General features: G+C 47.5%; 11 protein-coding genes. 6 read left to right on the top strand and 5 right to left on the bottom strand.

Annotation, left to right across the window (positions count from 1 at the left end; translation table 11 throughout):
- Positions 1-70: 70 nt before the first annotated feature.
- Both asnS and DXC01_RS10970 read left to right on the top strand, forming a co-directional pair.
- The gene (asnS, locus tag DXC01_RS10975; RefSeq protein WP_118698901.1) at positions 71-1,462 is read left to right on the top strand and encodes an asparagine--tRNA ligase; all 1,392 of its coding nucleotides are present in this window, start codon (positions 71-73) and stop codon (positions 1,460-1,462) included.
- Positions 1,463-1,476: 14 nt separating this feature from the next.
- Positions 1,477-3,228 carry a metallophosphoesterase family protein gene (locus DXC01_RS10970; protein ID WP_022213999.1) on the top strand — a complete coding sequence of 584 codons (1,752 nt, stop codon included), beginning with the start codon at positions 1,477-1,479 and terminating at the stop codon, positions 3,226-3,228.
- Between the two features lie 92 nt (positions 3,229-3,320).
- Here DXC01_RS10970 and DXC01_RS10965 read toward each other — a convergent pair whose 3' ends face one another.
- The 4 genes from DXC01_RS10965 to murC form a co-directional block, all read right to left on the bottom strand.
- A complete protein-coding gene (locus tag DXC01_RS10965) occupies positions 3,321-4,508 on the bottom strand; it encodes a ribose-phosphate pyrophosphokinase (RefSeq protein WP_022214000.1) in 1,188 nt (395 codons plus the stop codon).
- Positions 4,509-4,510: 2 nt separating this feature from the next.
- Positions 4,511-5,503, bottom strand: coding sequence for an ATP-binding protein (locus DXC01_RS10960; protein WP_118698900.1), 993 nt, complete (start codon positions 5,501-5,503; stop codon positions 4,511-4,513).
- Between the two features lie 25 nt (positions 5,504-5,528).
- The gene (locus DXC01_RS10955; protein WP_118698899.1) at positions 5,529-6,644 is read right to left on the bottom strand and encodes a DnaD domain protein; all 1,116 of its coding nucleotides are present in this window, start codon (positions 6,642-6,644) and stop codon (positions 5,529-5,531) included.
- 335 nt (positions 6,645-6,979) lie between these two features.
- Complete coding sequence (gene murC / locus DXC01_RS10950) at positions 6,980-8,359, bottom strand: UDP-N-acetylmuramate--L-alanine ligase (RefSeq protein ID WP_118252143.1); 1,380 nt, start codon at positions 8,357-8,359, stop codon at positions 6,980-6,982.
- Positions 8,360-8,656: 297 nt separating this feature from the next.
- Between murC and DXC01_RS10945 the strand changes: the two genes are divergently transcribed.
- The 4 genes from DXC01_RS10945 to DXC01_RS10930 all read left to right on the top strand — a co-directional run bounded on the left by DXC01_RS10945 (position 8,657) and on the right by DXC01_RS10930 (position 13,075).
- Entirely contained in the window at positions 8,657-9,934 is a 1,278-nt protein-coding gene (locus tag DXC01_RS10945; protein WP_022214004.1) for a glucose-1-phosphate adenylyltransferase, read from the top strand.
- Positions 9,931-11,052 carry a glucose-1-phosphate adenylyltransferase subunit GlgD gene (gene glgD / locus DXC01_RS10940; RefSeq protein WP_022214005.1) on the top strand — a complete coding sequence of 374 codons (1,122 nt, stop codon included), beginning with the start codon at positions 9,931-9,933 and terminating at the stop codon, positions 11,050-11,052. The genes DXC01_RS10945 and glgD overlap by 4 nt, the downstream gene beginning before the upstream one ends.
- A 76-nt stretch (positions 11,053-11,128) precedes the next feature.
- Positions 11,129-11,425, top strand: coding sequence for a septation regulator SpoVG (gene spoVG / locus DXC01_RS10935; RefSeq protein ID WP_022214006.1), 297 nt, complete (start codon positions 11,129-11,131; stop codon positions 11,423-11,425).
- 273 nt (positions 11,426-11,698) lie between these two features.
- Positions 11,699-13,075: a PcsB-like coiled-coil domain-containing protein gene (locus DXC01_RS10930; protein ID WP_118698898.1), complete on the top strand. Its 1,377-nt coding sequence runs from the start codon at positions 11,699-11,701 to the stop codon at positions 13,073-13,075.
- An 89-nt stretch (positions 13,076-13,164) separates the two neighbouring features.
- Here the strand turns inward: DXC01_RS10930 and pduB are convergent, their stop codons facing one another.
- Complete coding sequence (gene pduB / locus DXC01_RS10925; RefSeq protein ID WP_118252139.1) at positions 13,165-13,881, bottom strand: microcompartment protein PduB; 717 nt, start codon at positions 13,879-13,881, stop codon at positions 13,165-13,167.
- Positions 13,882-14,028 lie beyond the last annotated feature (147 nt).

Genomic DNA, 14,028 nt, shown 5'->3' with positions numbered 1-14,028 from the left:
AGGAATCAGACGAATAGTCTATACTAGAAATCAATTGGATGAGAAATGAAAGACAGAGAGGAAACAGATTATGAAGCTTACAACTGTAAGAGAAATTTACAAAAACAGAGAACAATATATGAATCAGGAAGTGACAGTAGGAGGCTGGGTCCGCAGCGTCCGTGGTTCCAAAGCATTTGGATTCATCGTCCTTCATGACGGAACCTATTTCGAGACACTTCAGATCGTATATCACGACACCATGGAGAATTTTGCTGAGATCAGCAAATTAAACGTAGGTGCTGCCATCATCGTCAAAGGAACCCTCGTTCCGACACCGGAAGCAAAGCAGCCGTTTGAGATCCAGGCAGAGGAAGTACAGGTAGAAGGCGCATCCGCACCGGACTACCCGCTTCAGAAGAAACGCCATACTCTTGAATACTTAAGAACCATGACACACTTAAGACCGAGAACAAACACTTTCCAGGCAGTATTCCGTGTACGTTCCCTGTGCGCTTATGCGATCCACAAATTCTTCCAGGAGAGAGGATTTGTTTACGTTCATACACCACTGATCACAGGAAGCGACTGTGAGGGTGCAGGAGAGATGTTCCAGGTAACCACACTGGATATGAAGAACCCGCCGCTGAACGAGGACGGAACTGTAGACTACAGCAAGGACTTCTTTGGCAAGGAGACAAACCTCACTGTAAGCGGACAGCTCAACGGCGAGACTTATGCACAGGCATTCCGCAACATCTACACCTTCGGACCGACCTTCCGTGCAGAGAACTCCAACACCACACGTCATGCTGCTGAGTTCTGGATGATCGAGCCAGAGTGTGCATTTGCAGACCTCAACGACAACATGGATCTCGCAGAAGCAATGCTCAAATACGTGATCCGTTATGTACTTGAGAACGCTCCGGAAGAAATGAACTTCTTCAATTCCTTCATCGACAAGGGACTTCTGGATCGTCTGAACCACGTAGTAAATTCCGAATTCGGTCATGTAACCTACACAGAAGCAATTGAGCTTCTTGAGAAAAACAACGACAAATTCGACTACAAAGTATTCTGGGGATGCGACCTTCAGACAGAGCATGAGCGCTATCTGACAGAGCAGATCTTTAAGAAACCTGTATTCGTTACAGATTATCCGAAGGAGATCAAAGCATTCTACATGAAACTGAATGACGACGGCAAGACCGTTGCAGCTATGGACTGCCTTGTTCCTGGAATCGGAGAGATCATCGGAGGAAGCCAGAGAGAGGACGACTACGAGAAACTGAAATCCCGTATGGATGAACTCGGACTCAAAGCCGAGGATTATCAGTTCTACATGGATCTCCGTAAATACGGTTCTACCCGTCATTCCGGATACGGACTTGGATTCGAACGCTGTGTAATGTATCTGACAGGAATGGGCAACATCCGTGACGTGATCCCGTTCCCGAGAACTGTAAATAACTGTGATTTATAAGGAGTAGTAATTAAATGATAAGATTTATTCATCTTGCAGATGTACACCTGGGGGCAGTGCCGGATCGAGGCTGCCCGTGGAGTCGCGAGCGGGAAGAAGAAATCTGGGAAACTTTCCGCCGGGTGATTGCGACAATACGCAAGAGCCCGGTGGATTTGCTGTTTATAGCCGGAGATCTCTTTCATCGACAGCCTCTTCTAAGCGAACTGAGAGAGATAAATGACCTTTTTGGCACGATCAGTCAGACCAGAGTCTTTCTTATGGCCGGAGACAGCGATTATATGAGGAAGGATTCTTTCTACCGGACATTCAAATGGAATCAGAATGTATCATTTTTTGACGGAGAGAGCCATACCTGTATTGAGATTCCGGAGAAAAACGTCTATGTATATGGTCTGAGTTACGAACATAAGGAGATTCACGAAGCACTTTATGATGGCTGGAAGAAATCCGATAAAAGAGGATTTCACGTTCTGATGGCGCATGGTGGAGATACTGAGCATATCCCGATGGATTTCCGTAAACTGGCAGACGGTGGATTTGATTATATTGCACTTGGACATAAGCACCAGCAGCAGGCACCGTTCAAGGACTGGATGCTGTATTCCGGTGCGCTGGAGCCGATCGACAGGAATGACCTGGGAGAGCATGGATATATAGAAGGAACCTACGGTGAAGGTAAAGTAAGGACGCACTTCGTACCGTTTGCCAGCCGTTCTTACCAGAATCTTCTTCTGACAGTCAAAGAAGGTTCTACACAGCATACGTTGGAGGAAATGCTGCGTAACGAGATCATGAAGCGTGGCGGAAAAAATATCTACCGTATCATCATACAGGGAACCCGCTCCCCGGGAAGCCTTCTTCTCGCAGAACGCCTCAAAACAATGGGAAATATCGTGGAAGTTCTGGACGAGTCCCGTCCGGCATATGATCTTGAGAAACTGCACGAACAATATAAGGGAACCCTGATCGGGGACTATATCGAACAGTTTGCAGATAGCGGCAGCAGACCTGTCGTAGAGGACAAGGCACTTTATCACGGCCTGCAGTCCCTTTTGAATGCTTCTGTGCTTGTAAACGGGCGTGTTATGCAGGACGCAGAACAGAAGGATCTCGGACGCATTTTACAGATGCTCAAGATGTCCCGCAAGGGTTATCAGGTGCAGGTAGAACGCCGGAAGAAAGAGAATCTTGCTGAGAAACAGAAGATCCGTACCTCTATTGACCATATGAACAGGGAACTTCATGAACTGGAGGAAGAGAGAATTGAAATGCGCGCGCAGGAGGATTCTTTACGCAGACTGGATGGAGGTCACGGAGAGGGATTTTCGGAAGAACGTATTCAACAGCTGGAACGCAGAAATCAGATACAGGCAGCCGGAATCTGTGTAACATTGATTCTGTTTCTGGCAGGTGCACTCATTCTTGGCGTACATTTCAAAGAAACGATGCTGGCACTGGTAGCAGCCGCAGCCGGAATCTGCCTCGTGCTGCTGGAAGGCTTTTTCAATATGAAAACCATCCGTGAGCTTGAGAAGCGTCGGAGAGTCAAGAAGCGTTTCCTTGCGCGTCAGGACCGCTTACAGTCCGGCAAAGATGATCTCGATGAAGCAATCAAAGAAAAGGAGATCAGCCTGTCAAACCTGATGGAAGAGTACCAGGAAGTCGAAGACTATACATACCTTCCGATCGCAGAGGAGATAGAGATCGATTCCCTTAATCTGGCAATGTCCACGATCCAGAAGCTTGCAGGAGATCAGAACTAATATACTTATAAATTCAAATACCCCTCAGAGAAGATGCAAGAAACATCCTCCCCGCGGGGTATTTATTATGGAAGAAAAAATGTAATCAGATATTATTTCTCGTCATACTGAGCCATATAATTGGACACGCAGCGCTTGATCCTGTCTGCCGGGTTCAGCAGGTGGCTGACAGACATATCATGGTTCAGAGTGTCGATGATCAGGGCGATATACTTACTCATATCACAGCTGATGTAGTATGGCTTCGCAAGAAGTTCCGGAGTCTGATAGATCAGGTTGGTGGTCAGAAGCTTATCAAAGATTCCGTTTCTTGCAGCATCGTCAAACTTCTCAAGTCCGTCTGTAAAGAAGCCGAAGGTTGTGCAGATATAGATCCTGCCTGCACCACGTTTCTTGAGGAGAGATGCGATCTCAAGGATACTGTATCCGGAGGAGATCATATCGTCGATCAGGATAACGTCCTTGCCCTCGAGCTTCGGTCCAAGAAACTCGTAAGCTGCGATCGGATGACGGCCGTTTACCTTGCGGGTGTAGTCCAGTCTGCGGTAGTACATACCCATGTCAACACCGAGGACGTTGGCAAGGTAGATCGCTCTTCTCATACTTCCTTCATCCGGGCTGATGATCATGAAATGGTCATTGTCGATATGAAGTCCCTCTTCGTTCTTAAGAAGAGCCTTAATGAACTGATAAGCCGGCTGGATGGTCTCAAAACCATGAAGCGGAGTAGCATTCTGTACACGCGCATCATGTGCGTCAAAAGTGATGATGTTCTCTACGCCCATTCCGGTCAGTTCCTGGAGTGCAGATGCACAGTCCAGAGATTCACGGCCAGTACGTTTGCTCTGGCGGCTCTCATAAAGGTACGGCATGATGACATTGACACGGCGTGCTTTGCCGCCGATCGCTGCAATCACACGTTTCAGATCCTGAAAATGGTCGTCCGGAGACATCAGGTTGGTGAATCCGCTGATACGGTAAGTCAGGCTGTAGTTGGTTACATCTACCATAAGATAGATATCATCACCACGGACAGATTCATTGACCTCACCCTTACCTTCACCGGAGCCAAAACGAGGAGTTTTGACATCGACAATGTAAGAATCGCGCTGATATCCTTCAAATGCGAAGGACTGCATTTCTGCGTGGTCTCTTTCGTTTCTCCATTTAACAAGCCATTCATTGACCTTTTCGCCAAGGGGACGACAGCTTTCCAGAGGGATGAGTCCCAGTCTTCCTACTGGAAGTGTAGTCAGTTCCTTGTTGTTTAACTGTGCCATCTTTATTTTCCTCCTAAAAATATTTTCTGTATTCGGATGTCTTTGCCGATCAGTTTCAACATCTGATAGTTGCTCGCGATCCGGGAAAAAGTTCTCTCGGAATACGTGGCTGAGAAATCCTCAAGCGTCAGATTCGTTGAAATGACCGTGGATTTACGCCGGGCAATACGCTCGTTGATGCACAAAAATAACTGCGAGGACACAAAGCTGTTGGTCAGCTCCGTACCCAGATCATCAATGATCAGTAGATCACAGTCCAGGATAAAATTTTCGCCGGGGTCGGTTTCGGATTTTCTGGAAAAAGCTGTCTGAGCCATGCTGTCAAACAGATCAAACGCAGAAAAATACAAAACACAGTGAGAACTCTCCAGAAGTGCATTGGCGATACAGTGGGAAAGAAAAGTCTTGCCTACACCGGTGCTGCCATAGAAAAACAGATTCTGGAAGCGGGAGTCAAAATCCTGCACAAAGTTCCAGGCGGTATCGTAAGCCCGCTGTGCTGTCTGGCGGGCAGTTAATCCTGTTGCTTCATTTTTTATTGTATCAGAATACCAGTCAAAAGAAAAGTGCTCAAAATTTTCTTTTTTGAGAATCTCTGTAAGATTTGACTGTGTATAAAGAAGCTCGATCTCTGCTTTTTTGAAACAGGCGCATTTGCGGTGACCGTCAGTATATCCTGTATCCTGACATTCATGGCAGAAATAATGCGGTTTCAGGTAATCCGCAGGAAACCCGTTTGCCTTGAGAAGAGAGATCCGCTCATTGGCAAGCGCAGCAACCTCCTCGCGCAGTTCCTCGATGGAAGCCGGCTGTCCGAGAAGCAATGCACGGGCCTTACGGGCACTCAAAGATGCGACTTCCTGGTCGATTTCCAGGAGTCTGGGAACTCGTGTATACGCTTCTTTGCGCCGCTCCTCGAGGGCTCGCTGGACCTCTGACTGACGGCGGCTATATTCTCTCATGATGGTATCATATTGAAAATTCTGTAAAGCCACGCTTTTCTCCTTATGTGTAAAAAGCTTACTGATTCAGCAGATGCTTCTCATATTCGCTGAAATCATATTCTCTCTGTTCGAAATTGTTAAAACGGTTATTGGAAGCAGGTGCGGCCGGTTTCCTGGAGGCAGCCTTCTTGCTCTGGCGGCGTTTCTGGTGCTCATCATCCAGAGAACGGATGTCGTCGAGAGTTTTGACTTCTTTCTTCTTCCAGCCCTCGAGGATCTTGTCCGTGTACTGGAAACTTGCCTGTCCGGTCTGGAGAACGGTACGGTTACATGCCTCCTGGATGATCTCCATGGAAAAACAATACGTCTTGAGCCAGGTATCCATAAGCGTGATCTCTGTCTCAACCGGGTTACGGTTCGTGATCCCCAGCGCCTTGAGAATCGTAAAATATTCCTTATTATAACGTGAATTGGAACGCTTCGCCTGCTCGACAGTAGTGATGCCTTCCTCAGCCCAGGCAATGGCAACCTTCTCAATGTAACGGATGCTCTTGTGATTGTGGCTGACGCAGTATTCAAGAAGATACTCGATCAAATCCGCGCTTAAGCCAAGCCCGTCATAAAAGAAGAGCAGCTTCTGGCTCTCCGTAGGGGAGAGCGTCTTGCCGAGGTACTGTTCTGCGATATAAAGGATCTGGATGATCTCCTCATTCTGCTTCAGCTCGCGGATACGCTCAGGGGTCAGTTCCTGCTTCTTGTCAGAAGAAGCTTTGCCAGTGGGAACAGAAGGTTCCACAGCGGCGGAAGGAGCTGATGCAGCCTGAATGGCCGGCTGTTCTACGGTGGAAACGGTCTCCACAGAAGCAGAGACAGAAGACGCATTCTCCGTATGTTTATCCGGAGAGAGCAGTGCAATCCCGCAGAGTTTATCACTGTCTGTGAAATCAAGGACAAGGAGCTCCTGCTTTGCCCAGTATTTCAGCGCACGGAGGATGTCCCTCTCTGTGCACAGCAGACGGTCTGCCATCTGCTCCAGACTGAAAGAAACCGGAGCATTGGAGAGTGAACGCAAAAGATAGATATACACTTTGACGAATTCCCCGTTTGCCTCCGGCATATAATTGTCGATAAATGTGTTCGATAAGATCGTGATCTCCGTCATGGAGGAGTTTTGTAAGGTGATCATTGCCATGAAATATCGCTCACTTTCCAAGAAAAAATTCCGGTTAAATGCCGCCGAAACAGCGGCAGTCTGGAACAATTGGATTATAGCACAACCTTTTTCAAAAGAGAATAGGGTATTTTTCGGTAAAAGATTTCCACACTAAAATGTGGATAATGTGGATAATGTGGAAAGTGAAATTGGGATAAAATTATCTGCAACCATGATAAATGTCGATAAAACGTGCAAATCAGCGCATTTTTGCAGGTTTCCACATACACTTATGTAAACACTCCAGGGCAATAAAAATCCACATGCTATACACCGTCCAAAATGTGTATAAGCATGTGGATAATGTGGATAACTTACTTGCCGAGGAGCTGTTCTCCAATATTTACAACGTCTCCGGCCCCCATAGTTATCAACAGGTCACCCTGTGTACAATTTTCAAGCAAAAAGTTCTCGATTTCGTCGAAAGTCGGGAAATATTCGCACGGAGTACCGATCTCAGAGATCAGTTCCTGCAGGTTTGCGGAGGAAATTCCGAGGTTATCAGTCTCTCTGGCTGCATAAATATCAGCAAGAACGACATGATCTGCCAGGGAAAGAGCCTTGGCAAATTCCGGAAGCAGAGCCTTGGTACGTGTATAAGTATGCGGCTGGAAAACACACCAGATCTTTTTGTGTGGATAATTCTTTGCTGCATGGAGAGTTGCCTCGATCTCTGTCGGATGATGTGCATAATCATCGATGATCGTAACGCCGCCGATTTGTCCCTTGTACTGGAAACGGCGGTCTGTTCCTGTGAAGTCCTTAAGTCCCTCAAAGATCACTTCGTTGGAAAGTTCCAGAAGTTGTCCGCAGGCGATGGATGCCAGCGCATTGGAAACATTGTGGATTCCCGGAACGCGGAGAGTGCAGGTTCCGATCGGCTCACCGTTATGGAGTACGCGGAAAGTAGCATGTCCGAATTCATCGTATGTGATATTGTCGGCTGTGTAGTCGGCTTCTTTCTCAAGACTGTAGGTGATGACTTTGCATGGAAGATCCTTCGCGATCTCCTCGTATTTCGGAGTATCTGCGTTGATGATGAGTGCACCGTCTGCCGGAAGAAGTTCTGCAAACTTACGGAAAGAATGACGGATGTCATCGATATCCTTGAAGAAATCCAGATGATCCGCATCCATGTTCAGGATGATGCTGATCTTCGGGAAAAAGCTCAGGAAGCTGTTGGTGTACTCGCAGGCTTCGGTGAGGAAAGTCTCTGACTGACCGACACGGATATTTCCGCCGATCGCCGGAAGGATACCGCCGACACTGATGGTCGGGTCGCATTCACCTTTGAGCAGAATGTGGGAGATCATGGAAGTTGTGGTAGTCTTGCCATGAGTTCCGGATACTGCGATTGGGGTGTCGTAATTGCGCATGATCTGTCCGAGAAGCTGCGCTCTGGTGAGCATCGGGATGCCTTTCTCCTTTGCACAGGCGAATTCCGGGTTGTCCGGATGGATGGCTGCTGTGTAAACAACAACGTCAACAGAGTCCTTGATGTTGGAAGCACGCTGTCCGTAGTAGAGGGTAGCCCCTTTTTCCTCGAGAAGAGTGGTCAGCGGGCTTTTCTTCGCGTCAGAGCCGGAGATGGTGAATCCCTCTTCCAGAAGGACCTCAGCCAGTCCGCTCATGCTGATTCCGCCAATACCAATGAAATGGATGGCGATCGGTTTATGAAAGTCTATCTGATACATAATGATAATCTCCTTAATTTATTAACTGTGAAAATACGAAACAGTTACGCTAATATTATACCCCTTGAGGGTGGAAATGAAAAGTCTAAGTTTGATGGATGAAAAAATATACAATAAAATGTCGAAAAATTGTGCAGAACTCACATAAAAAGTAATGCGACGTTTTTTCGTAACACAAAAAACGTGTGCAATAAATATAAAAAACACAAAGTTTACACAAAAAAATTGTAAATAATGCTCACTAATCTTGATGAGTATGGTATAATTAAAAAATCAAACAAAACAAGAGGTGAGTGCATGATTAAGAAAGAGATGATCGCCATGCTGCTGGCTGGCGGTCAGGGCAGCAGACTTGGAGTATTGACAGCTAAGGTAGCGAAACCAGCGGTCGCCTTTGGGGGAAAATATCGTATCATTGATTTTCCGCTGAGTAACTGTATTAATTCAGGCATTGACACAGTGGGCGTTTTGACGCAGTATCAGCCATTGCGTCTGAATACACATATCGGAATCGGAATCCCGTGGGATCTGGACAGGAATGAGGGCGGTGTGACCGTATTGCCTCCATATGAGAGGAGCGACAACAGCGAATGGTACACCGGAACAGCAAATGCGATTTTCCAGAATCTCGATTACATGGAGCAGTATAATCCGGATTATGTGCTGATTCTTTCCGGCGACCACATCTACAAGATGGACTATGAGATCATGCTGAATTTCCACAAGGCAAACAAAGCGGATATCACAATTGCATGTATGCCTGTCCCTATGGAGGAAGCAAGCCGTTTCGGCATCATGGTGACTGACGAGACAGGACGTGTGAAGGAATTCGAGGAGAAACCGGAGAAGCCGAGCAGCAATCTGGCTTCTATGGGAATTTACATATTTAGCTGGCCTGTGCTGAAGGAGGCTCTGATCGCACTTAAGGCACAGAGCAACTGTGACTTTGGCAAGCATATCCTTCCTTATTGTAAGGACAAGGGGCAGAGACTTTTTGCCTACGAATACAGTGGATACTGGAAGGATGTTGGAACTCTGGGATCTTATTGGGAAGCCAATATGGAACTGATCGACATTGTTCCGGAGTTCAATCTTTATGAAGAATACTGGCGGATCTATACCAAGGGAGATATTATCCCGCCTCAGTATATCGCAGCGGATGCAGTGACAGACTGCTGTCTGATCGGCGAGGGCACGGAGATCTACGGAGAGGTCTATCATTCCGTCATCGGACCGAATGTCGTGATCGGCAAGGGAACGGTTGTGAAGGATTCCATCATTATGAGGAACACTGTAATAGGAGAGAACTCCGTTCTGGACAAGGCGATCATAGCAGAGGATGTCACCGTTGGCGATAACGTTATCATTGGATGCGGAGAAGAGGCGAAGAACGTCCTCAAGCCTGCAGTTTATGCGTTCGGACTTGCTACGATCGGAGAGCAGAGCGTCATACCGGACAATGTTAAGATAGGAAGAAACACTGCAATTTCAGGAATTACTGCAGCGGAGGATTATCCGAACGGAATTCTTGAGAGTGGACAGGTGATCAAAGCAAAGGATGGTGAGCAGTCATGAAGGCAATCGGGATTATCCTTGCAGGCGGCAACAACAGCCGTATGCGGGAATTGTCGGACAAGAGAGCAATCGCAGCAATGCCGGTAGCCGGAAGTTACCGCAGTATAGATTTCGCACTGAGCAATATGGCAAATTCACACGTACAGAAAGTTGCCGTACTGACCCAGTACAACGCAAGATCCCTCAACGAACACTTAAGTTCCTCCAAATGGTGGGACTTCGGCCGTAAGCAGGGAGGACTTTTTGTATTTACCCCTACGATCACCAAGGACAACAGCCTGTGGTATCAGGGAACAGCAGATGCCATTTACCAGAACATTGATTTCCTCAAGAAAAGCCATGAGCCGTATGTTGTGATCGCATCCGGCGACTGTATCTACAAGATGGATTACAACAAGGTTCTGGATTTCCATATTTCGAAACGTGCAGACATCACTGTTGTATGTACGACATGTAAGGACCAGAGTGAAGTAGAGCGTTTTGGCGTGGTCCGCATGAATGATGACTGCAGGATCGAAGAATTCGAAGAGAAACCGATCGTATCCAATTACAATACGATCTCTACCGGCATTTATGTCATCAGGCGCCGCCAGCTGATCGAGCTTCTGGAGCGCGCTGCCCAGGAAGGCAGACATGATTTTGTAAATGATATCCTTATCCGTTACAAAAACCTCAAACGAATTTACGGCTATAAGATAGATACATACTGGAGCAATATTTCTACTGCGGAAGCATATTATCGGACCAATATGGCATTCCTGCAGCCGGAGATCCGGAACTATTTCTTCAAACAGGAACCGGCAATCAAGACCAGGATCGACGACCTTCCACCGGCGAAGTACAATCCGGGAGCAGTCGTAAAGAACAGTCTTGTTGCAAGCGGATGCATCATCAATGGTACAGTTGAGAATTCTGTGCTGTTCAAGGATGTTTACGTAGGCAACAACTGTGTGATCAGGAATTCCGTGATCCTCAATGATGTTTATCTGGGCGATAATGTCCGGATCGAGAACTGCATCGTTGAGAGCCGAGATACGATCAGGGCAGATTCCTGTTACACCGGTGAGGACGGCAAGGTTCGTATCATTGTAGAAAAGAATGAAAGGTACGCATTATAATCAGGTCGCTGGTAATGGTGGCAGATAAATACAGAATCAAACTGTGCGTATGAAAAATGAAAGGGGCAGCAAACAAATGAATATTACAGATGTACGTGTGAGAAAGATTGCAAAAGAAGGAAAGATGAAAGCGGTCGTTTCGATCACAATAGATGATGAATTTGTAGTACATGATATCAAGGTGATCGAGGGAGAAAAGGGATTGTTCATCGCAATGCCGAGCCGCAAGGCAAGTGACGGAGAATACCGTGATATCGCACATCCGATCAATTCGCAGACAAGAGACCATATCCAGTCTCTGATCCTGGAGAAATATCAGGAACTTCTGAATACGGAAGACGGAGAGGAACTGGAGGAAGCTGCGGCGGAATAACAGATGCCAGTTGCACCAGCCTGTTGGGAGAGATCCCGGCGGGCTGTTTTTTTGTGCAGAATTGATGACAGATCTGCCTGGGGTGGTGCTGCGGAGAGAGTGGCGGACTGGTTTTGCGGTGTAATTTTTTTGTAACAGATATAGTGGATATGCGGTAAAATCGGGGATTTTTATTTGAAATGTTACATGAATGTTACAAAAATTAAATAAAAGTGTTGATTTTATGAAAAAATGTGTTATACTAAGGATACAAAAAAGTTATGAGGTGTTTATATGAAAAGTAAGAAAGTTCTTTCACTGCTGATAACATGTGCAATGACTGCTTCTATGGGAACAACCGTATTCGCTTCTACAGAAGATCAGATAGCCGCAGCACAGGCTCAGAAGCAGGAAGCGCAGGTAGGACTTGACCAGGCACAGGCAAACATCAGTGGCCTGGAGAGCAAGAAACAGGAACTCGAATCCTACCTGTCAGAACTGAATTCACAATATAATGAACTGACAGAGAGCATTTCCCAGTTAAGCACACAGGCCGCTGAGAAAGAGGACGAGTTAAACAAAGTCAAGGTTGCACTCGCCAGTGCGAAGAAGGCAGCCATCAAGCAGAAGGAAGCAATGTCCGACCGTATCCAGTACATATATGAGCACGGCGGCACAACCATGTTTGAGGCACTGATCTCAGCAGGAAGTCTTTCCGAGCTCCTGAATCAGGCAAACAACATTTCCGAGCTGTCCAAATACGACAGAAACATGCTTGAGAAATACGAGACAACACAGCAGAATATCGCCGATCAGCAGCAGAAGATCGAGGAGGAATCCGCTTCCATCAATACTATGCTCGCAGAGAAAGGCTCCAAGCAGCAGGAGGTTCAGAACCTTGTTGCTACAACAAGCGATAATATCAGCTCCTATGTAAATCAGATCAGCGCAAGTCAGGAAGAAGCGAATGCTCTGATGGCAGAGGTCAACAACGCAGACAATGATATCGCAGTCCTGATGGAGCAGGCTGAGCAGGAGCGTGCAGCTGAGGAAGCAGCGGCTCAGGCAGCAGCCGAGGCAGCGGCAGCAGAAGCTGCAAATGAGGAGGATTCTTCTGATTACAGCGAGGATGCATCCAGTGACGAGGATTACTCTGAGGACGAGTCCTATGATGAGAGTGATGATTCCTACACAGAGGATAGTTCTTCTGACAGCTCCGATGATTATTCTGAGGATGATAATGCAGGAACTATCGATGATGACAGCCAGTATACAGATGAAACAGAGGATACTTCCAGTGATGATTCCAGCGAGGATACAAGCTCTGACAGTTCTTCTGACAGCAGCGATACATCTTCCAGCGACAGCAGTTCTTCTTCTGACTCCAGTCAGGGAACTTACCTTGGAAACTTCAAGCTGACTGCTTACTGTAACTGTGCGATCTGCTGCGGAACAGCAGGAAACGCAACAGCCAGCGGAACCATGCCGGTAGCAGGACGTACCGTAGCCATGGCAGGCGTACCGTTCGGAACCAAACTTCTCATCAACGGCAACGTTTACACCGTAGAAGACCTTGGAACTCCATACGGACACGTAGATATCTACTGCAGCAGCCACAGCGAGGCGCTGAGCTTCGGACTGCAGTATGCAGATGTTTACCAGCTTAACTAAATTCAATTATTAATGAATATAATAAAAAGCCTGTACCCCAGGATCACTTGTCGGTTGGATGAGTGGTGTGGGGCGCGGGCTTTTTTGATTTACAGGTACGGTGTACCGGGGATTTCGGGGTAGCTGCCCATGCCGATGAGGAGTTCGAGACCAACTTGGCGGGCTTCGAGGACGGCGGCTTTGACGGCACTGGCATCACCGGAGATACCGAGGATGACTTCATTGGAGTGGCTGGTGCCGATGCTCGGGGTCATGTAGCAGGCGATGTTGACGGCGGAAGCTTTCATTGCGGTGTCAGCCATGACGAGACCGATCGCAGCAGGGGATCCTGCCATGAAGCCGAAAGCCTGTCCCGGTACAGCGTGGAAAGCTTTTTGCAGGGCTGCGCCTGCGCTGGCGGAAAATGTAAATTCAAGATGTCCGGAGTCGCTGATGTACAGCTCTCCGGCATTTTTTTTCGTGAGTTCAAGTGCGAGTTCGATCGCGTGGCGTACATCGGAAACATCGTTACCGCCGATCACGATGTAGTTGCCGTGGCCGCCCCAGCCCTTGGTGTCTCTTGGAAATTCGATGGAGAGGACTTCGGTGTTGGTGGCTTTGACTGCGTCGTCTATTGCGGTGATTTGACCGGCGGCTCCGGTCCGGGAGCTGAAGAGACCGAGGGTGTGGTATTTGGTGCTGATGTTCATGGTGGATAGTAAGGTGTCATCTATGCCGGAGATGACGAGGCCGATGGTGTCGAGGACGGTGGTGCCGACGAATTCGGTGCGGGTGCAGTGGGTGCTGATGTTGTGTATATCTATCATAGTGGGTTCTCCTTTCGCCCGCCGCTGGCGGGCGAGTTTTGTGTGTTAGTTATAATATACGATATATTATTGAGTCTGACAAGGGCTTTGAAAAGCCTTGCGAGGGGAGGGCACTCATAGTTGCGAAGGTCGTTCTCCCCTCGCGCT

Origin of the sequence: Blautia sp. OM07-19, from assembly GCF_003481595.1 — a bacterium.
Lineage (GTDB): Bacteria > Bacillota > Clostridia > Lachnospirales > Lachnospiraceae > Blautia_A > Blautia_A intestinihominis.
Note: the sequence above shows the minus strand (reverse complement) of the source record. Positions and strands in the feature narration are given on the sequence as shown.